Annotated in this window: 18 protein-coding genes; 10 read left to right on the top strand and 8 right to left on the bottom strand. The window is 71.3% G+C overall.

Going from position 1 to position 19,182, the window contains the following annotated elements; all coding sequences use genetic code 11:
• Nucleotides 1-4 precede the first annotated feature (4 nt).
• From ychF to ABD979_RS10380, 3 genes are read right to left on the bottom strand one after another with little or no spacing between them, the layout of a single operon-like run.
• Entirely contained in the window at nucleotides 5-1,090 is a 1,086-nt protein-coding gene (gene ychF / locus ABD979_RS10390) for a redox-regulated ATPase YchF (RefSeq protein WP_345507389.1), read from the bottom strand.
• A complete protein-coding gene (locus ABD979_RS10385; RefSeq protein ID WP_345507388.1) occupies nucleotides 1,024-1,698 on the bottom strand; it encodes a histidine phosphatase family protein in 675 nt (224 codons plus the stop codon). The genes ychF and ABD979_RS10385 overlap by 67 nt, the downstream gene beginning before the upstream one ends.
• Before the next feature lie 22 nt (nucleotides 1,699-1,720).
• Complete coding sequence (locus ABD979_RS10380) at nucleotides 1,721-2,560, bottom strand: thioesterase family protein (protein ID WP_345507387.1); 840 nt, start codon at nucleotides 2,558-2,560, stop codon at nucleotides 1,721-1,723.
• A 151-nt stretch (nucleotides 2,561-2,711) separates the two neighbouring features.
• Here ABD979_RS10380 and ABD979_RS10375 point away from each other — a divergent pair, with 151 nt between their 5' ends.
• Nucleotides 2,712-3,920: a DNA recombination protein RmuC gene (locus tag ABD979_RS10375; RefSeq protein WP_345507386.1), complete on the top strand. Its 1,209-nt coding sequence runs from the start codon at nucleotides 2,712-2,714 to the stop codon at nucleotides 3,918-3,920.
• A 52-nt stretch (nucleotides 3,921-3,972) separates the two neighbouring features.
• Here the strand turns inward: ABD979_RS10375 and ABD979_RS10370 are convergent, their stop codons facing one another.
• Nucleotides 3,973-5,007 carry a 4-hydroxy-3-methylbut-2-enyl diphosphate reductase gene (locus ABD979_RS10370; RefSeq protein WP_345507385.1) on the bottom strand — a complete coding sequence of 345 codons (1,035 nt, stop codon included), beginning with the start codon at nucleotides 5,005-5,007 and terminating at the stop codon, nucleotides 3,973-3,975.
• A 78-nt stretch (nucleotides 5,008-5,085) separates the two neighbouring features.
• Between ABD979_RS10370 and xseA the strand changes: the two genes are divergently transcribed.
• Entirely contained in the window at nucleotides 5,086-6,396 is a 1,311-nt protein-coding gene (gene xseA / locus ABD979_RS10365) for an exodeoxyribonuclease VII large subunit (protein ID WP_345507610.1), read from the top strand.
• Between the two features lie 10 nt (nucleotides 6,397-6,406).
• Nucleotides 6,407-6,706, top strand: a complete 300-nt coding sequence (locus tag ABD979_RS10360) for an exodeoxyribonuclease VII small subunit (RefSeq protein WP_345507383.1) — start codon at nucleotides 6,407-6,409, stop codon at nucleotides 6,704-6,706.
• A gap of 127 nt (nucleotides 6,707-6,833) precedes the next feature.
• Here ABD979_RS10360 and ABD979_RS10355 read toward each other — a convergent pair whose 3' ends face one another.
• Complete coding sequence (locus ABD979_RS10355; protein ID WP_345507382.1) at nucleotides 6,834-7,622, bottom strand: DUF4245 domain-containing protein; 789 nt, start codon at nucleotides 7,620-7,622, stop codon at nucleotides 6,834-6,836.
• Nucleotides 7,623-7,718: 96 nt separating this feature from the next.
• Here ABD979_RS10355 and glpX point away from each other — a divergent pair, with 96 nt between their 5' ends.
• The 7 genes from glpX (at nucleotide 7,719) to ABD979_RS10320 (ending at nucleotide 15,672) form a co-directional block, all read left to right on the top strand.
• On the top strand, nucleotides 7,719-8,711 hold the full coding sequence (glpX, locus tag ABD979_RS10350; RefSeq protein WP_345507381.1) for a class II fructose-bisphosphatase: 993 nt from the start codon (nucleotides 7,719-7,721) through the stop codon (nucleotides 8,709-8,711).
• Between the two features lie 9 nt (nucleotides 8,712-8,720).
• Complete coding sequence (locus ABD979_RS10345) at nucleotides 8,721-9,659, top strand: carbohydrate kinase family protein (RefSeq protein ID WP_345507380.1); 939 nt, start codon at nucleotides 8,721-8,723, stop codon at nucleotides 9,657-9,659.
• A 304-nt stretch (nucleotides 9,660-9,963) separates the two neighbouring features.
• Nucleotides 9,964-11,280 carry an ABC transporter substrate-binding protein gene (locus tag ABD979_RS10340; RefSeq protein ID WP_345507379.1) on the top strand — a complete coding sequence of 439 codons (1,317 nt, stop codon included), beginning with the start codon at nucleotides 9,964-9,966 and terminating at the stop codon, nucleotides 11,278-11,280.
• On the top strand, nucleotides 11,277-12,431 hold the full coding sequence (locus ABD979_RS10335) for a carbohydrate ABC transporter permease (protein WP_345507378.1): 1,155 nt from the start codon (nucleotides 11,277-11,279) through the stop codon (nucleotides 12,429-12,431). Before ABD979_RS10340 ends, ABD979_RS10335 begins: the two co-directional genes overlap by 4 nt.
• Nucleotides 12,428-13,291 carry a carbohydrate ABC transporter permease gene (locus tag ABD979_RS10330; protein WP_345507377.1) on the top strand — a complete coding sequence of 288 codons (864 nt, stop codon included), beginning with the start codon at nucleotides 12,428-12,430 and terminating at the stop codon, nucleotides 13,289-13,291. The genes ABD979_RS10335 and ABD979_RS10330 overlap by 4 nt, the downstream gene beginning before the upstream one ends.
• A gap of 137 nt (nucleotides 13,292-13,428) precedes the next feature.
• Nucleotides 13,429-15,141, top strand: coding sequence for a fumarate hydratase (locus ABD979_RS10325; RefSeq protein WP_345507376.1), 1,713 nt, complete (start codon nucleotides 13,429-13,431; stop codon nucleotides 15,139-15,141).
• A gap of 15 nt (nucleotides 15,142-15,156) precedes the next feature.
• Complete coding sequence (locus ABD979_RS10320; RefSeq protein ID WP_345507375.1) at nucleotides 15,157-15,672, top strand: beta-class carbonic anhydrase; 516 nt, start codon at nucleotides 15,157-15,159, stop codon at nucleotides 15,670-15,672.
• Between the two features lie 55 nt (nucleotides 15,673-15,727).
• On the opposite strand, the gene ABD979_RS10315 is transcribed toward ABD979_RS10320, so the two are convergent.
• From ABD979_RS10315 to rpsI, 3 genes are all read right to left on the bottom strand, one after another.
• Nucleotides 15,728-16,909 carry a low temperature requirement protein A gene (locus ABD979_RS10315; RefSeq protein ID WP_345507374.1) on the bottom strand — a complete coding sequence of 394 codons (1,182 nt, stop codon included), beginning with the start codon at nucleotides 16,907-16,909 and terminating at the stop codon, nucleotides 15,728-15,730.
• A gap of 88 nt (nucleotides 16,910-16,997) precedes the next feature.
• Nucleotides 16,998-18,344 (bottom strand): phosphoglucosamine mutase, encoded by a 1,347-nt coding sequence (gene glmM, locus ABD979_RS10310; protein WP_345507373.1) that lies wholly within the window; start codon nucleotides 18,342-18,344, stop codon nucleotides 16,998-17,000.
• A gap of 306 nt (nucleotides 18,345-18,650) precedes the next feature.
• Nucleotides 18,651-19,154, bottom strand: a complete 504-nt coding sequence (gene rpsI / locus ABD979_RS10305; RefSeq protein WP_034771666.1) for a 30S ribosomal protein S9 — start codon at nucleotides 19,152-19,154, stop codon at nucleotides 18,651-18,653.
• Nucleotides 19,155-19,182 lie beyond the last annotated feature (28 nt).

The following is a 19,182-nucleotide window of genomic DNA, read 5'->3' as shown; positions in this document are numbered from 1 at the left end:
GGCTTCACACGTTGAAGCGGAACTCCACGACGTCGCCGTCGGCCATGACGTACTCCTTGCCCTCGATGCGCACCTTGCCGGCGGCCTTGGCCGCGTTCATCGAGCCGGCGGCGACGAGGTCGTCGAAGCCGACGACCTCGGCCTTGATGAAGCCGCGCTGGAAGTCGGTGTGGATCACGCCCGCGGCCTGCGGGGCGGTCCAGCCCTTGCCGATGGTCCAGGCGCGCGACTCCTTGGGCCCGGCCGTCAGGTAGGTCTGCAGGCCGAGGGTGTGGAAGCCGGTGCGGGCGAGCTGGTCCATGCCCGACTCCTCGGCACCGAAGCTCTGGAGCAGCTCGAGGGCCTCGTCGGGCTCCATCTCCATGAGGTCCATCTCGAGCTTGGCGTTGAGGAAGACCGCGTCGGCCGGCGCGGCGAGCTCGCGCAGCGAGGCCTGCAGCTCGGCGTCGGCGAGCTGGTCCTCGTCGAGGTTGAAGACGTAGATGAAGGGCTTGGTCGTCAGCAGGCCGAGCTGCTTGGCCTCGGCGAGGTCGATCCCGGCACCCGGCCCGGCGGCATACAGGGTGTGGCCCTCCTCGAGCACCTTCTGCGCGGCCTGCGCGAGCTCGAGCGACGCCTTCTTGTCCTTGTTGATCCGCGCCTCCTTCTCGAGGCGCGGCACGGCCTTCTCGAGGGTCTGCAGGTCGGCGAGGATGAGCTCGGTGTGGATCGTCTCGATGTCGCTGGCGGGGCTCACCTTGCCGTCGACGTGCACGACGTCGCCGTCCTCGAACGCCCGCACGACCTGGCAGATCGCGTCGGCCTCGCGGATGTTCGCGAGGAACTTGTTGCCGAGCCCCTCCCCCTCCGACGCGCCGCGCACGATGCCGGCGATGTCGACGAAGCTCACCGTCGCGGGCAGGATCCTCTCCGAGGAGAAGATCTCGGCGAGCGCCGCGAGCCGCGGGTCGGGCAGCGGCACGACGCCGACGTTGGGCTCGATCGTCGCGAACGGGTAGTTCGCCGCGAGCACGTTGTTCTTCGTCAACGCGTTGAACAGCGTCGACTTTCCGACGTTGGGGAGACCGACGATTCCGATGGTGAGTGCCACGAGGACAAGAGTTTAGTGGCGTTCGGCCCCGCTTCCGACCACGAGGCCGTATGCCGGCCGCCGCGGGTCACCTGATCGTCCACTCCCAGCCGGGGCTGCCAGTCGAACGGCGCGTCGACGAGGTGCTCGAGCGGCACGCCCTCGAGCAGGTGCTGCAGGGCCCACCGGTTGGCCGAGTGGGCGATGACGAGCACCCGCTGGCCGTCGTGGTGCCGCCGCAGGTCGTCGAGGAAGGCCGCCGTCGCCTCGACGACCTGGCGGTAGCTCTGCCCGCCGCCGGGGAACGGCTCGTCGAGGTGGTCACGCCGCACCCGCGCGAGCTCGGCCACGGGGGCACCGTTGAGCGTGCCGTAGTCGCACTCGCGCAGGCGGGCGTCGAGGTGCAGCGGCACGTCGCTGCCGGCATACGCGATCGTCGCCGTCTCGACCGCGCGGGCGAGGTCGGAGGCGTGGAGGGCAGCGAACCCGGAGGACGGGCGGCGCCGCCCGAGCTCGGCGGCGAGCGCCCGCCCCTGCGCGGAGAGGCGCCCGGGCAACCAGCCCGTGGCGAGGCCCGCCTCGTTGTCCTCCGTGATCGAGTGGGTCTCGTAGACGAGCTCGAGCGTCACGGCGCGGCCCTCCGCACGGTGGTCAGCGCGGCACGCGCACGCCGCACAGCTGGCGCGACTGGGCCACGAGGTTGCCGGCGGAGTCCCAGATCGCGGCGTCCTCCTCCATCATCCCGCCGCCGAGCGTCTGGCTGCCGAGCACGACCTGCAGCCAGCCGGGCCCGGGCCGGCGACGGATGTGCCCGGTGAACTCGAGCGTCGGCGTCCAGCCGAAGAGCCCGAGGTCGAAGGCGACCGGCGGCAGCGCGTCGAGCGCCATCATCAGCAGTGTCGTGTCGGGCTCGCGGCCGTCGCGCAGCCGCAGCCAGCCGCGCATGACCCCGCGCATCGACGGCATCCCGAGCGCCCAGCCGGCCGTGCTCGGGTCGAGCCGCAGGTCGAGACGCTCGAGGAACTTCGCGTTCGCGAGGAAGTCGGGCGGCGCCTGGTCGGCCGACACGCACTGCTCCGGCGGCGGCATGTCCGGCGGGCTCGCCTGGCGCTGCACGTCGACGTCGGTGAGGTTGCCGAACGAGCCGATGGCGCGCATCCGCTCGACGGGCACGCCGTCGTCGCCCGCCTGGTGGATGGTGACCTGCCCGGTCGAGAGCTTGCGTCCGCAGCGCATGACCTCGGTCGTCACCGTGAACGGGCCCGGCTGCGAGGCGGTCATGAAGTAGGCGGAGAGCACGACGGGGTCGACGTGCTGCGTCGTCTCCGTCGGGTCGGCCGCGAGGTGCTGACCGAGCGCCGTCAGCGCGGTGCTCATGACGAGCCCGCCGTTGACGGCGTTGCCGATCATCCACTCCTCGTGGAAGGTGCCGCTCCGGCGGGAGGGGTCGTCTCCGGCCTCGAGCCGGATCGCGTCGTCGTACTCGCTCACGAGCAAGGTCTAACAGACGTCGCTCCCCCGCCGTGCACCGCGGCCGTATGCCGTGCGCCACGTCGCGGCGGACTGGGGGGTGTCGGGGGTGGCTGGGGTCGGCGGGGTGTCGGAGCCGGGCGGTGTCGGCGGTGTCTGGGAGCGTGCAGCCATGGACTTCACAGCGCTGGTCGTCGGGCTCGTCGTCGGAGCCGTGGTGGGCGGCCTGCTCGCGTGGCTCTCGGCACGCTCGGCCCTGCTCGCCCGCTCGGCCGGTGCCGAGGCGGAGCGCGACGTGTTGCGCGAGCGCGTGCTCGACCTCGAGGCGGCCCGCGAGGTCGACGACACGACGGCGAGCCTGCTCGCTCCGCTGCGCGACACCATCGGCCGCGTCGAGCGACAGGTCGGCGCGCTCGAGCGCGACCGGTCCCAGCAGTTCGGCCAGCTCGGCGAGCGCCTCACCGAGGTGAGCCGCTCCACCGAGTCGCTCCGCTCCGAGACGGCGACGCTCGCGACGGCCCTCAACGCCTCGACGGTGCGCGGCGCGTGGGGCGAGGTGCAGCTGCGGCGCGTGCTCGAGCTCTCCGGGCTGCTCGCGCGCTGCGACTTCGACGAGCAGGTGAGCGGGGTGAGCCGACACGGCGCCGGCGTGCGTCCCGACGCCGTCGTCAACCTGCCGGGCGGGCGCCACGTCGTCGTCGACTCCAAGGCGCCGATGGCCCACTTCCTCCAGGCGCACGGCGAGACGGTCTCCGAGGTCGAGCGGGCCGAGCTGCTCGCGGCGCACGCCACGTCGCTGCGCCGACACGTCGAGGGGCTCGCGGCCAAGGCTTACTGGACGGCGTTCACCCGCTCCCCCGAGGTCGTCATCTGCTTCGTGCCGGGCGAGGCGATCCTCGCGACGGCGCTCGCCGACGACCCCGGCCTCTACGAGCACGCCCTCTCGCGCAAGGTCGTGCTCGCCTCCCCCGGCACGCTCTTCGCCGTGCTGCGCACCATCGGGGCCATCTGGCAGCAGGACGCGCTCGAGCAGAACGCCCGCGAGCTGCTCGTGATCGGCCAGGACCTCTACGCCCGGCTGACCACGCTCGGCGGGCACGTCACGACGATGGGCCAGTCGCTGTCCCGCTCGGTCGAGCAGTACAACAAGTTCGTCGGCACCCTCGAGTCGCGCGTGCTCGTCACGGCCCGGCGCATGCACGAGCTGCACCTGACGACCGAGCGGCCGCCGAGCCTCGAGCCGCTCGAAGCGGCGCCCCGGTCAGTCAGCGCGGCCGAGCTGACCGACGACCTCGGCCGCGACGCCCGCGACGAGGCCTGGCTCGAGCACGAGTCGCGCCGTCGAGAGGCCCGGGGCGAAGCCGACCAGGCCACCGCCTGAGCAGCAGGCCCGAACGCCGACATTCCACGACCGTCGACCTGGGCCGGGCTCGTCAGTGGAGCGAGCCGGCGTCCTCGAAGGCGGCGTCGTGACGCATGGTGCCCGCGGTCTCGCCCTTGCGGGCCTTGAGGTCACGGCGCAGCTCGTTCGGCAGCGAGAAGAGCAGCGACTCCTCGGCGGCCACGACGGCCTCGACCTCGCCGTAGCCACGCTCGGCCAGCCAGGTGAGCACGTCGCGCACCAGCACCTCGGGCACGCTGGCCCCGGAGGTGACGCCGACCGTCGTGACACCCTCGAGCCAGGCCTCCTCGATCTCGTCGGCGTAGTCGACGAGGTGGCCCGCCCGGGCGCCGTGCTCGAGCGCGACCTCGACGAGTCGCACCGAGTTCGACGAGTTGCGCGAGCCGACGACGATCATGAGGTCGGTGTCCTTGGCCATCTGCTTGACGGCCAGCTGACGGTTCTGGGTGGCGTAGCAGATGTCGTCCGACGGCGGGCTCTGCAGCGCGGGGAACTTCTCCTTGAGCCGCGCCACCGTCTCCATCGTCTCGTCGACCGAGAGCGTGGTCTGCGAGAGCCACACGACCTTCTCCGGGTCGCGCACCGTCACGTTCTCGACGTCGTCGGGGCCGTCGACGAGGGTGATGTGCTCGGGAGCCTCGCCCGAGGTGCCGACGACCTCCTCGTGGCCCTCGTGGCCGATGAGCAGGATGTCGAAGTCGTCGTCGGCGAAGCGGACCGCCTCGCGGTGCACCTTCGTCACGAGCGGGCAGGTCGCGTCGATCGTCTTGAGGCTGCGCGCCTTGGCCTCCTCGTGCACGACCGGGGCGACGCCGTGCGCCGAGAAGATGACGGTCGCGCCCTCGGGCACCTCGTCGGTCTCGTCGACGAAGATCGCGCCACGCTTCTCGAGCGTGGTGACGACGTGCTTGTTGTGCACGATCTGCTTGCGCACGTAGACCGGCGGGCCGTAGAGCTCGAGGGCCTTCTCCACCGTGACGACGGCACGGTCGACGCCGGCGCAGTAGCCACGCGGGGCGGCGAGGAGGACCTTCTTGTCGGACGACTGGTCAACTGGCTCGCTCATGGCCCCATCGTACGGGGACCGCCGCGCGGGGCCGCATCCTCCTCGCGCCGGCTCGGCCCTATCGTTGCCCGGGTGAGCATGACGAGCCCGCTGCCCGACAAGGCCGCCGACACCACGGCCGAGATGCCGTGGCCGGTGCGGGTGCTCAGCCTCAAGATCTCCGACTACGTCGACCGGATGAGCCAGCTCTGGGTCGAGGGCCAGGTCGTGCAGTTCAACCCGCGCGGCGGCATGGCCTTCCTCACGCTGCGCGACCCGGACGTCGACATGTCGCTGTCGGTCTCGGTGCCGATGAACGCGGTCAACGCGATGCCGATCCCGCTCGCTCAGGGCGCCCGCGTCGTGCTCCAGGCCAAGCCGACCTTCTGGACCAAGCGCGGCACGCTGCAGCTCGAGGCCCGCCAGATCCGGCCCGTGGGCATCGGCGACCTGCTCGCCCGCGTCGAGATCCTCAAGCGCACCCTCGCCGCGGAGGGGGTCTTCGACGCCGGTCGCAAGCGGCCGATCCCCTTCCTGCCGCACCGGGTCGGCCTCATCACCGGCCGCAGCTCGGCCGCCGAGAAGGACGTCGTCGAGAACGCCCGCCGGCGCTGGCCCGCCGTGGTCTTCGAGATCCGGGAGGTGGCGGTGCAGGGCACCTCCGCCGTCACCGAGGTCGTCGAGGCGCTGCGTGAGCTCGACGCGATGCCCAGCGTCGACGTCATCGTCATCGCCCGCGGCGGCGGGGCCCTCGAGGAGCTGCTGCCCTTCTCGAACGAGGCGATGATCCGCGCCGTCGCGCAGGCCCGCACCCCGGTCATCAGCGCCATCGGCCACGACGTCGACCAGCCGCTGCTCGACCTCGTCGCCGACTGGCGCGCCTCGACCCCGACCGATGCCGGCAAGAAGGTGGTGCCGGACGCCGCGCACGAGCGCGCCCTCGCCGAGACGGCCCGCGACCGCATCCGGCGTGCGCTCGTGCGCCGGGTCGAGGCCGAGCGGTCGGGCCTGCGCGCGCTCGTCTCCCGACCCGTCATGGCCGACCCGGTCGCCCTCGTGCGGGCGCGCCGCCAGGAGCTCACCGCCCTGCGGTCCCGCGCCGCCACCCGCATCGAGGGCCGCCTGCACCGGGCGGCCGACGAGGCCGAGCACCTGCGACGCCAGGTCGTCGCGCTCTCCCCGCAGTCGACGCTCGAGCGGGGGTATGCCGTCGTGCAGCACCGCGACGGACGCATCGTCATGGACCAGGACGACGTCGGTGTCGGCGAGCTGCTCCGCGTCCGCGTGGCCCGCGGCGACTTCGGCGTGCGCCCGGTGACCGCCGGGGCGGAGGACCCGCCACCGCCGACCGCCCGTCGCTCGCGCGCGAGGACGTCGCCGGCGTCGGGGCCCGACGCCCCGACGTCATAGGGTGTCGGCCATGGCTGACGCGACGACGACCGACGGATCGTTCCCCGACATCGCCGGGCTCCGCTACGAGCACGCCCGCGAGGAGCTCATCGCCATCGTCGCCAAGCTCGAGGCGGGTCAGGCCCCGCTCGAGGACTCGATGCACCTCTGGCGCCGGGGCGAGGCGCTCGCCGCGCACTGCGCGACGTGGCTCGACGGCGCGCAGGCCGAGATCGAGCAGGCCACGCGTCCCCAGGCGGCGGCCCAGGCGGCCCGGCCGGCCGGCGAGGTGCACGCCGACGACGCCGTCTTCGACGACGACGACGCCTGAGCCGCCGGCGCCATCCGGATGGCGCTGCCGATGGTGCGGCGGATGAACCTGCACCAGCTGGGGTGAGCACCCCGTCCGGCGCAGCACCATCAGCAGGTTCATCGATGGTGGCCGGCGCGGCGGCCGGTCAGCTCCCCGGCGTCGCCGTGCCGTTCGAGTCGGTCGGTGAGTCGGTCGGTGAGTCGGTCGGTGAGCCGGTCGGGGTCGACGCGGCGGGACCGGCCGCGACCGGGGCGAGCGCGGCGACGAACGCCTTGAGCTCGTCCTCCGGCGCCGTGCCGCTCGCGACGAGGGTGAGGCCGGTCGCGCCGGCGCCGCGCTCGACGTAGCCGACCTGGCCGCCGTTCGAGGAGACGTAGCGCTGGAGCGAGCGCCCGCCGACCTGCACGGTGCCCGAGGCCTCGCCGTCGTCGACGGAGCGGGCCACCCAGCCGTTCGTCACCCTGGTGGCCTGCTTGAGGGCGATGTCGGCGCCACTGGGGGTCATCCAGACGGTGGTGAAGGTCGCGACGCCCTCGGTGCCGGGCGCGTAGGTCGCCACGGTCGGCACCCAGCCGTCGCCGAGACCCTTCGGCAGCTGCACCGGCCAGCGGGTCTGCGCGGCCACCTGGCTCGCCTTGGCCGCGGCGTCGACGGCCGGTCGCTCGACGTGCGTGATCCGCGGCACGATGGCGACGAGGGCGAGCACGAAGAGGCCGATGACGAGCATCGAGCGGAGCATGTTGGGCAGCGTGCCCATCGAGTAGCGGCTCTTCGGTGGACCCGCCGGCGCCCCGCCCGCGGCAGGTGCGTCAGCAGGCGCGGCAGGCGCGGCAGGCGCGGCAGCCGCGTCCGGCACCGTCGGCCCGTCCGGAACCGTCGGCTCGGTCGGGTGCTGGTCGCTCGCGGGTGTCGACGGGGTCGACGGGGTGCTCATGCCCCCATCGTCCCCGACCACCGGACGGCGTCCAAACCGGGCCCCGCCCACCGATAGGCTGGCGCCGACTCGTTCTGCGCCGACGGAGGACCTTTGATGAAGCACAGCCAGCCCGATCGCAACCTCGCCCTCGAGCTGGTCCGTGTGACCGAGGCCGCCGCCATGGCCGGCGGCCGGTGGGTCGGCCGCGGCGAGAAGAACAAGGCCGACGGCGCCGCCGTCGAGGCGATGCGCGCGATGATCTCGACCGTCAGCATGCGCGGCGTCGTCGTCATCGGCGAGGGCGAGAAGGACAACGCCCCGATGCTCTTCAACGGCGAGCAGGTCGGCGACGGCAGCGGCCCCGAGGTCGACGTCGCCGTCGACCCGATCGACGGCACGACGCTGACCGCCAAGGGGATGAACAACGCCGTGGCCGTCATGGCCGTGGCGAACCGCGGCGCGATGTACGACCCCTCCGCCGTGTTCTACATGGACAAGCTCGCGACCGGTCCCGACGCCGCCGACGTCGTCGACATCCGGCTGCCCGTCGCGGAGAACATCCGCCGCATCGCCAAGGCGAAGAAGGAGACGCCCGCCGACGTCACCGTCGTCATGCTCGACCGGCCGCGCCACGAGGGTCTCGCGCAGGAGATCCGCGACACGGGCGCCCGCATCCGCTACATCGTCGACGGCGACGTCGCGGGCGCCGTCATGGCCGCCCGCCCCGGCACCGGCGTCGACCTGCTCCTCGGCATCGGCGGCACGCCCGAGGGCATCATCGCCGCGTGCGCCATCAAGTGCACCGGCGGCGTGATCCAGGGCAAGCTCTGGCCCAAGGACGACGACGAGCGCCAGCGCGCCCTGGACGCGGGCCACGACCTCGACCGCGTGCTCTCCACCGACGACCTCGTCGTCGGTGAGTGCTTCTTCGTCGCCACCGGCATCACCGACGGCGAGCTGCTCCGCGGCGTGCGCTACGGCGCCAAGTCGGCCCGCACCAACTCGCTCGTCATGCGCTCGCGCAGCGGCACGATCCGCACCATCGACAGCGAGCACCGCTTCGACCGTCCCGGCTGGTTCGGCAGCACCGACATGATCGACGCCTGAGGCGCTCCGATGACCAGCGCCCCCACCCCGGTCCGCACCCTCGTCGTCGGTGAGGCCCTCGTCGACGCCGTCACCACGGCCGACGGCGGCACGGCCGAGCACGTCGGCGGCAGCCCGGCCAACGTCGCCTTCGGCCTCGCGGCCCTCGACCACCCCGCCGACCTCGCGACGTGGATCGCGACCGACGAGCGGGGCGCCCGCATCGAGGCCGTGTGCCGGCAGCGGGGCGTGCGCCTCACCCCCGGCTCGCAGGGGGCGCCGTTCACCTCGGTGGCCCACGCGACCCTCGACGACACCGGCGCCGCGACCTACGTCTTCGACCTCGAGTGGCAGGTGGCACCGGTCCCCGACCTGACGGCATACGGCCACGTGCACACGGGCAGCATCGCCGCCGTGCTCGAGCCCGGGGGCAGCCAGGTGCGCAGCATCCTCGCGACGGCGCGCGCGCACGGCGCGACGGTGTCCTACGACCCCAACGCGCGACCGTCGCTGATGGGTCACCCCGCGCAGGCGCGCGCGCTCATCGAGCAGTCGATCCGGCTCGCCGACGTCGTCAAGCTGAGCGACGAGGACGTCGACTGGCTCTGCCCGGGCGAGTCGCTCGACGACGTGCTGCGCGCGTGGGGCGAGCTCGGCCCGGCGGTCGTCGTCGTCACCCGGGGCGGCGAGGGCGCCGTCGTGCGGGTCACCCGCACCGGCGAGCAGGTCGCCCTGCCGGCTCCCGTCGTCGACGTCGTCGACACCGTGGGCGCCGGCGACTCCTTCATGGCCGGGCTCGTCTCCGGGCTGCTCGACGCCGGGCTGCTCGGCGGCGCCGAGGCCCGCGAGCGCCTGCGCGGCGCCGACCTGGACGACGTGCGCCCCGCCGTCGAGCGGGCCCTCGCCACGGGCGCGCTCACCGTGCGCCGGGCCGGGGCCCACGCCCCCGGGCGCGCCGACCTCGCCTGACCGGCCCCCCGGCCCCCCGGCCCCGACCCCTCCACGGTGCCACTCCCGTCGCGCCCGTCCCACCCGTCCCATCGGTCAGCACCGACGCCGGACGTCCCCGCCCTCGCCACCGGTTCGCCCGTTCTGTCCGCAGCGGGTAGGTCACGGGGAGGTCACTGACACTGGACCACCCACCTACGACGCGGTAGGAATGGTCTACTTCACGTGACGGTCATCACGTTGATCGGTGGGATCGACGCGCACAACTCAACGACGAGGAGCGACCATGACGGGAATTCCCAGACGGGCACTGCAGACAGGCGGGGTGGTCGCAGCGGCAGCGTTGGTGCTGACCGGGTGCCTGCAGAACCCCAACGCATCCGGTGGCGGTGGTGCCGGCGGCGCCGGCACGGTGGTCGACGGCGGCAGCGCCGACGGCGACAAGAAGGTCACGATCCTCGGCGCCTTCGGCGGTGACGAGGAGAAGAACTTCAACGCCTCCCTCGCTGAGTTCGAGAAGAGCAGCGGGATCGACGTGCAGTACACGTCCGACCAGGACTTCACGACGACCATCAAGCAGAAGGTCGGAGCGGGTGACGCGCCGGACATCGGCCTCTTCCCGCAGCCGGGTGGACTGCTCGAGATGGCAGCGCAGAAGAAGGTCGAGCCGATCGACACCTTCCTGGACTACGACAAGATCCAGGGCACGCTGCTCCCGGGCTTCCTCGACGCGGGCCGTTACAAGGGCCGGGTCTACGGCGCGCCGATGCGCAACGCGGTCAAGAGCATCGTCTGGTACCCGAAGGCCGCCTACGACCAGGGTGGCTGGTCGAAGGAGCCCTCGTCGATCCAGGACCTCCAGACCAACGTCGCCGACAAGATCGCCGCCACCGGCATCACCCCCTGGTGCATCGGCTGGGAGTCCGACCAGGCCACCGGCTGGGTCGGCACCGACTGGGTCGAGGAGCTCATGCTGCGCATGTGGGGTCCGAGCGTCTACGACGACTGGACCTCGCACCGCATCCCCTTCAACGACGAGCGCGTCGTCAAGGCCCTCGACGAGGCCGCCAAGTTCAACAAGGACCCGAAGATGGTGCTCGGCGGAACGAAGGGCGTGCTCAACACCGCCTTCGGTGACGCGATGACGCCGGCCTTCGCCAAGCCGCCGAAGTGCATGCTCCACCGCCAGGGCAACTTCGCCACGACCTTCTACCCGAAGAACGTGCAGGCGGACCTCGACAACCAGGTCGGCATCTACGTCTTCCCGAAGTTCGACGGCGGCTACGACGGTCAGGCCATCCTCGGCGGCGGCGACCTCGCCGGCCTCTTCAACGGCAACGACCCCGACGCCAAGAAGGTCATGGAGTTCCTGACCTCCGACAAGTTCGGTGGCCCGTGGGCCAAGGCCGGCGGCTGGCTCTCGCCGCACAAGACGTTCGACGTCAACAACTACCCCAACGAGACGACGAAGAAGATCGCCGACATCGCCAACAAGGCCAGCGTGCTGCGCTTCGACGGCTCCGACCTCATGCCCAAGTCGATCGGCTCGGACGTGTTCTGGAAGGAGATGGTCAAGTGGGAGGGCGGGCAGAGCTCACAGCAGACGGCTGACAACATCGAAGCAGCGTGGCCGAAGTCATGACCGCCGACACCAGCACCGCGTCGCGCTCGCAGCTGCGCAGCCAGGACGACCCTGACGCGCCGCTGCGGGCCAACCCCCTGCGGATCGTCCTCGGTCTCGTGGGGATGATCCTCGTCGTGTGGGCGCTCGCGAACCTCTTCCTCGCGTTCGGCTACTACCCGCAGTGGTTCGGCAACAAGTTCATCATCGGCGTCCTCGCGATCATCGGCGGGGTCGGCGGGGCCGCCCTGCTCTTCTACTTCCTCAACATGTTCGTCGAGGGGCTGCCACGGCGGTTGTCGGAGGGGCTGATCCCGTACGCGTTCCTGCTGCCGGGGCTGCTCCTCGTGGCGCTCATGCTCATCTACCCGACGTTCCAGACGATCAACTACTCGTTCGCCAACGCCGACAGCACGGCCTACGTCGGGCTGCAGAACTACCGGACGATCTTCGGGGACAGCGAGTTCTGGTCCTCGATCGTCAACAACGTCCTGTGGCTGCTCATCGTGCCGGCCATCGTCGTCAGCTTCGGCGTCATCGTCGCCGTGCTCGCCGACAAGCTCTCGGCCATGGGTGAGAAGGTCGCCAAGAGCCTGATCTTCCTGCCGATGGCGATCTCGTTCGTCGGCGCCTCGGCGATCTGGGGCCTCGTCTACGCGTACAACAACCCGGGGCAGGCGCAGACCGGCCTGCTCAACGCCATCGTCGTCGGCCTCGGCGGCGACCCGCAGACGTGGCTCGCCATCGACACGGTCAAGCTCAACTCGATCCTGCTCATGGTGATCCTCATCTGGCTGCAGGTCGGCTTCTCGATGGTCCTGCTCAGCTCGGCCATCAAGGGCGTGCCCGAGGACACCCTCGAGGCCGCGCGCATCGACGGGGCGGGCGAGTTCCAGATCTTCTGGCAGGTGATCATCCCGCAGATCCGCGGCACGATCATCACGGTGTTCGTCACGGTCTTCATCACCGTGCTCAAGGTGTTCGACATCGTCTACGTCACGACGAACGGCGCCTATGGCACCAACGTCATCGCGAACCTGTTCTTCAACAAGCTCTTCGCGGCGAGCGAGGCCGGCCAGGCGACCGCCATCGTCGTCGTCCTGCTCATCGCCGTGATCCCGCTCATCTGGTACCAGATCAAGCACTTCCGCGACGAGGAGGCAGGGCGATGAGCCGCTCGCTGATGAAGGACGGGCGGCCCCGCAGCCCGTTCTCGATCGTCACCATGACGATCCTGACGGTCCTCTGGACGATCCCGACGATCGGCCTGCTCGTCACCTCGTTCCGCACGAGGGACGACGCCGCCGGCTCCGGCTGGTGGAGCGCCCTGTTCAACCCGTTCGGCGCCGACTGGACGACGAGCAACTACAGCGGGGCCTGGACGGGGTCCGACCTCAGCTCGGGCTTCATCAACAGCATCGTCGTCGCCATCCCGGCGACGATCATCCCGATCATGTTCGCGGCCTTCGCCGCCTACGCCTTCACCTTCATGGACTTCCCGTTCAAGGAGTTCTTCTTCCTGCTCATCATCGCCGTCATGGTGGTGCCCATCCAGGTGGCCTTCCAGCCGATGCTCAACATCCTCGGGCCGCGCGGCCTCGGCATCAGCGGGCAGTACATCGCGGTCTGGCTGCTGCACACCGGCTTCGGCATGCCGCTGTGCATCTACACGCTGCGCAACTACATGAGCACCCTCCCCCGCAGCGTCGTCGAGTCGGCGAAGATCGACGGCTGCAGCCACTTCCAGACCTTCTGGCGCCTCGTCGCCCCGATGTCCGTCCCGGCCATCGCGGCTTTCGCGACCCTGCAGTTCCTCTGGGTCTGGAACGACCTGCTCATCGCCAAGCTCTTCCTCAAGAGCGAGAACACGACCGTCATCGTCAAGCTCCAGCAGCTGCTCGGCACGCAGGGCCAGGGCCAGGAGCTGCTGACGGCAGGCGCGTTCATCTCGATCGTCGTCCCGATGATCGTCTTCTTCGCGCTGCAGCGCTTCATGGTCCGTGGCATGACGAGCGGCGCCGTCAAGGGCTGAGCCCACAGGGGCACCTCGCGTCAGTCCCCTCCCCGCCGTTCACTAGGCTGGGAGGGGACTTTCGTATGCCGGGTGGTTGCCGGCATACGCCAGTGCGGCGGGTGCCCGCGCCCGCCACGGATCGCAAGGAGCACGTCGTGGCCGACTTCGCCTACGAGGACCTGCTGCCGATCGGCGCCGACGAGACGCCCTACCGGCTGCTGACGACCGAGGGCGTGCGCGCCGTCGACGGACCGGGGGGGCGCACCTTCCTCGAGGTCGACCCAGAGGCGCTGCGGCTGCTCACCGAGACGGCGATGCACGACATCGCGCACTACCTGCGGCCCGGCCACCTGCAGCAGCTGCGCAACATCCTCGACGACGAGGAGGCGAGCAACAACGACAAGTTCGTCGCGCTCGACCTGCTCAAGAACGCCAACATCGCGGCCGGGGGCGTGCTGCCGATGTGCCAGGACACCGGCACCGCGATCGTCATGGGCAAGCGCGGCCAGCACGTGCTGACCGAGGGCACCGACGAGCGGGCCATCAGCGAGGGCGTCTACGACGCGTACACCCGCCTCAACCTGCGCTACTCGCAGATGGCCCCGCTGACCACGTGGGACGAGAAGAACACCGGCTCCAACCTGCCCGCGCAGGTCGAGCTCTACGCCGACACGCTCCCGGGCCACGAGGCGCAGTACAAGTTCCTCTTCATGGCCAAGGGCGGCGGCTCGGCGAACAAGAGCTACCTCTACCAGGAGACGAAGGCGATCCTCAACGAGGAGGCGATGATGCGCTTCCTCGACGAGAAGCTGCGCTCGCTCGGCACGGCGGCCTGCCCGCCCTACCACCTCGCCATCGTCGTCGGCGGCACGAGCGCCGAGTTCGCCCTCAAGACGGCCAAGTACGCGTCGGCGAAGTACCTCGACTCGCTGCCGAAGTCCGGCTCGATGACGGCGCACGGCTTCCGCGACACCGAGCTCGAGGAGAAGGTGCTCGAGCTGACCCGGCAGTTCGGCATCGGCGCCCAGTTCGGCGGGAAGTACTTCTGCCACGACGTGCGCGTCGTGCGCCTCCCCCGGCACGGCGCCTCGCTGCCGGTGGCGATCGCCGTCTCGTGCTCGGCCGACCGGCAGGTGCTCGGCAAGATCACCGCGGACGGCGTCTTCATCGAGCAGCTCGAGACCGACCCGGCCCGCTTCCTGCCGGACGCCGGCGCGGTCGACCTCGGCGAGCACGAGGACGACGCCGTCGGCGTCAGCTCGATCAGCCGCAACGTCGTCGTCAAGGTCGACCTGACCCAGCCGATGGACGACATCCTCGCCGAGCTCTCGAAGCACCCGGTCAAGACGCGCCTGTCGCTCAGCGGCCCTCTCGTCGTCGCCCGCGACATCGCCCACGCGAAGATCAAGGAGCGGCTCGACGCCGGCGAGGAGATGCCGCAGTACCTCAAGGACCACCCCGTCTACTACGCCGGGCCCGCCAAGACGCCCGAGGGGATGCCGTCCGGCTCGTTCGGCCCGACGACGGCCGGGCGCATGGACTCCTACGTCGACCAGTTCCAGGCCGCCGGCGGGTCGAAGGTGATGCTCGCCAAGGGCAACCGCAGCAAGCAGGTCACCGACGCGTGCGACACCCACGGCGGGTTCTACCTCGGCTCCATCGGCGGCCCGGCCGCCCGGCTCGCGCAGGACTGCATCAAGCACGTCGAGGTGCTCGAGTACGAGGAGCTCGGCATGGAGGCGGTGTGGAAGATCGAGGTCGAGGACTTCCCCGCGTTCATCGTCGTCGACGACAAGGGCAACGACTTCTTCGCCGACGTGAGCAAGCCGATGGCCTTCACGATCTCCAAGCGACCCGGGCTCGACTGACCGAAAGGCACCTTGATGAGTGAGAACGCTTCTGGCAGCAATGGATTCGACGACCTGCTCGCAGCCAACCGCGAGTGGGCCGAGGACTTCGGCATGAGCGGCTTCGACGGCGTCGCGCACGCCGGCGTCGCCATCGTCACCTGCATGGACTCCCGCATCGACCCCCTCCGCATGCTCGGGCTGAAGCCCGGGGACGCGAAGATCTTCCGCAACCCCGGCGGCCGCGTCACGGACGCCGCGCTCGAGGCCCTCGTGCTGGGCACCCACCTGCTGAACGTCGAGCGTGTGCTCGTCGTGCCGCACACCCGGTGCGCGGTCGCCTCGAACTCCGAGGACGAGCTGCGCCAGAAGGTCGGAGCCAGCGCCAACAAGGACGCCTCGTGGATGAGCTTCGGGGTCATCGAGGACCAGGTCCGCACGCTCCGGGCCGACGTGGCGCGGGTGCGCAGCCACCCGCTCATCGCCGAGGGCACCCAGGTCGCCGGGTTCGTCTACGACGTCGACAGCGGCCTGCTCCAGCCCGTCGACTGAGTCGCGCACCTCCCCCGCGTCGGGTGCGCCGGCCGGACGCGGGGAGCTCGGGCGGTCAGCCCGCGGCAGGAGCGGGGTCGCGCGTCGTCCACACGTGGTGGACCACGGCGGCCGTGAGGACGACCCCGACGGCGAGCACCGTGACGCCGATGGCCGGGACGACCGCCGCCACCACGAGCACGAGGACGCCGACCGCCACCCCGACCCGCAGCTCCGTCGCCGGCGCACCGGCCATGGCGTGCATGGCGGTCAGGCACCAGACGTAGACCGCGACGGCGCCGGCGAGCGCGAGGCCCACCGTGCGCGTCGAAGCGTGCGCCTCGCCCTGCACGAGGTCGACGGCGGCCGCGAGGCCGGCACCGGTCGCCGCGACCGAGACGAAGACGAGGTAGTGGCCGTAGCCGGCGACGAACGTGTTGCGAACGCCGCGGTCGAAGAGGTCCGCGTGGTCGCGCGTGAAGTAGAGCCACCACATCGAGAAGACGATGAGCAGCCCACCGACGACGAGCGCGAGCAGCCCGGACTCCGCGCCGGCGACGAGCGCCCCCTGGACGGCCTGCACCGAGGCGAGGATGACCTCGCCCAGCACGATGATGGTCAGGAGCGCGTAGCGCTCGGCGATGTGGTGCGGGTGGAAGGGCGTGATGCCCCTGCGCTCGGCAACGAGCGGCACGAGCAGCTCGAGCACGACGAGCGAGAAGAACGACACGAGCAGCGCCGTGTGGCCGGTGAGCAGCAGCCGCGCGATCCACAGCACCTGCACGATCGCGATGCCGGCGGCATACGTGAGCGCGGTCCGCCTGCCCTCCGGGTGGCTGCGGGCCGCGCGCAGCCACATCACGACCATGGCGACCCGCATCACGGCGTAGCCGCCGACGACGAGGCCCGACTGCCCGTAGAGGAAGAGGTCGGGGATGCCGGCCGCGAGCATGAGCGAGCCGGCCATGATGGTGAAGGTGAGCAGTCGGTAGGGCACGTCGTCGCAGTCGTAGGACGACGCGAACCACGTGTAGTTCATCCACGCCCACCAGATGGCGAAGAAGACCATGACGAGGTTGACGAGGTCGCCGAGGTGACCCTCCGCCAGCCCGTGGTGCCACTGCGCGGCGGCGCTCGCGATGGCGACGACGAAGACGAGGTCGAAGAACAGCTCGAGGGGCGTCGCGACCCGGTGCGCCTCGTGGGGGTCCCGGGGCTGCATGCGTCGCGACAGCGGCACGACGTTGGCGTGGCTCACGGTCCCAGTCTGCCAGCAGCGCACGCTGGCGCGCCGGGACGCGTGCCGCGACCGCCCGAGGGGGCGTGCCGGGTGCTGACCGGTCGGGTCAGAGGGCGAGCTCGGCCCTGACGACACCGACGAGACGGTCGGCGAGGTCGCGGGCCTGGTCGCCGTCGGCCGCCTCGACCATGACCCGGACGACGGGCTCGGTGCCGGACTTGCGCAGCAGCACGCGGCCGTTCGCGCCCAGCTCGCCCTCGGCCGCGCGGACGGCGTCGGCCACTGCGGAGTTCGCCTCGAGGGCCGCCTTGTCGACGTCCTTGACGTTGACGAGCACCTGGGGGAAGTGACTCATGATGCCCGCGAGGTCGGCGAGGGTGCGGCCCGTGGCCGCGACGCGTGAGGCGAGCATGAGGCCGGTCAGCGTGCCGTCACCGGTCGTGCCGTGGTCGAGCATGACGACGTGGCCCGACTGCTCGCCGCCGAGCGTGTAGCCACCCTCGCGCATGCCTTCGAGGACGTAGCGGTCGCCGACGGCGGTCTGGAGCACCTTGATGCCCTCGCTCCCGAGGGCCTGGATCATCCCGAGGTTGCTCATGACGGTGGCGACGAGGGTGTCGCCGCGGAGCACTCCCTGCTCCTTCATCGCGAGGGCGAGGATCGCCATGATCTGGTCGCCGTCGACCTCGCCGCCCGCGGCGTCGACCGCTAGGCAGCGGTCGGCGTCGCCGTCGAGCGCGATGCCGAAGTCGGCTCCGGCCGCGACGACGGCCTCCTTGAGGCGACCGGTGTGGGTCGAGCCGTAGCCGTCGTTGATGTTGAGGCCGTCCGGCTCGCCGCCGATGAGCGTCACCTCGGCGCCCGCCTCGCGGAAGGCCCGCGGCGCGACGTCCGACGCCGCCCCGTGGGCCGCGTCGATGACGACGTGGAGCCCGTCGAGGCGGTGCGGGAGCACGCTCAGCAGGTGCGCGACGTAGCGGTCCGCCCCGTCGAGGAAGGGCGTGATGCGCCCGACACCGGCGCCCGTCGGGCGCTGCCAGTCGTCACGCAGGCGGCCCTCGATGCGGTCCTCCAGCTCGTCGGCCAGCTTGTGCCCGCCGCGGGCGAAGAACTTGATGCCGTTGTCGGGCATCGGGTTGTGCGACGCGGAGAGCATGGCGCCGAGGTCGGCGTCCTGCTCCGCCACGAGGTAGGCGATCGCCGGGGTCGGGAGCACGCCGGCGTCACGCACGTCCACGCCGGCCGAGGCCAGCCCGGCCATCGTGGCGGCGGCGAGGAACTCACCGGACGCACGGGGGTCGCGACCGACGACGGCCACGGGACGGTGACCGTTGAACGCGCCCACCTCGGCGAGCACGTGCGCCGCCGCGACCGAGAGGTCGAGCGCGAGCTCTGCCGTGATGTCCTGGTTCGCGAGTCCACGGACGCCGTCCGTGCCGAAGAGTCGAGCCACGCTCATGTGCCTTCCCGATGGTCGGCCCGAGGGCCGGAAGATGTGCTCGGTCGACGATACCGCCCCCGGGCGGGAGCGCCCGTCGCGCCGCCGCGTCGAACTCGAGCGGGTGGATGGGGCGCTCCTGCCGTCCGCGACGGTGGGGAGGGCGGCATCCGCCCTCGGGCACGAGGAAGGCCCCCGAGCACCGCTCGGGGGCCTTCCTCGTAGAACCTCAGCGCGACTGGAGCCAAGCGGTGGTGCTCGCCGCCAGCTCTGCTCAGCGCGACTGGAGCCAGGCGGTGGTGCTCGGCGCCAGCCGAAGCATCAGCGCTTGGAGTACTGGGGGGCCTTGCGGGCCTTCTTGAGACCGGCCTTCTTGCGCTCCGGGACGCGGGGGTCACGGGTGAGGAAGCCGGCCTTCTTGAGCGCGGGACGGTTGAGCTCCTCGTCGACGCCGTTCAGCGAACGGGCGACACCGAGGCGCACCGCGCCGGCCTGGCCGGAGGGGCCACCGCCGTGCACGCGCACGAGCACGTCGTACGAGCCGTCGAGCTCGAGGAGCGTCAGCGGCTCCTTGACGATCTGCTGGTGGACCTTGTTGGGGAAGTAGGCGTCGAGCGTGCGGCCGTTGATCTTCCACTCTCCGGTGCCGGGGACGATGCGCACGCGGGCGATGGCCTGCTTGCGACGACCGGTGGCGGCGCCGGGGGTCGAGACCTGGCGGGCGCGCTTCGGCTCGCCGGCGACGGTGCCGTCCGACTCCGAGGTGTACTCGGTCAGCTCGGGCTCGTCGGTGTCGAGGACGTCCTCGTTCACGATGTCAGTCACGTGTCTTGTCGCTTTCTCCGCAGCAGCC

This window comes from Terrabacter aeriphilus (assembly GCF_039542985.1).
GTDB lineage: Bacteria > Actinomycetota > Actinomycetes > Actinomycetales > Dermatophilaceae > Terrabacter > Terrabacter aeriphilus.
Note: the sequence above shows the minus strand (reverse complement) of the source record. Positions and strands in the feature narration are given on the sequence as shown.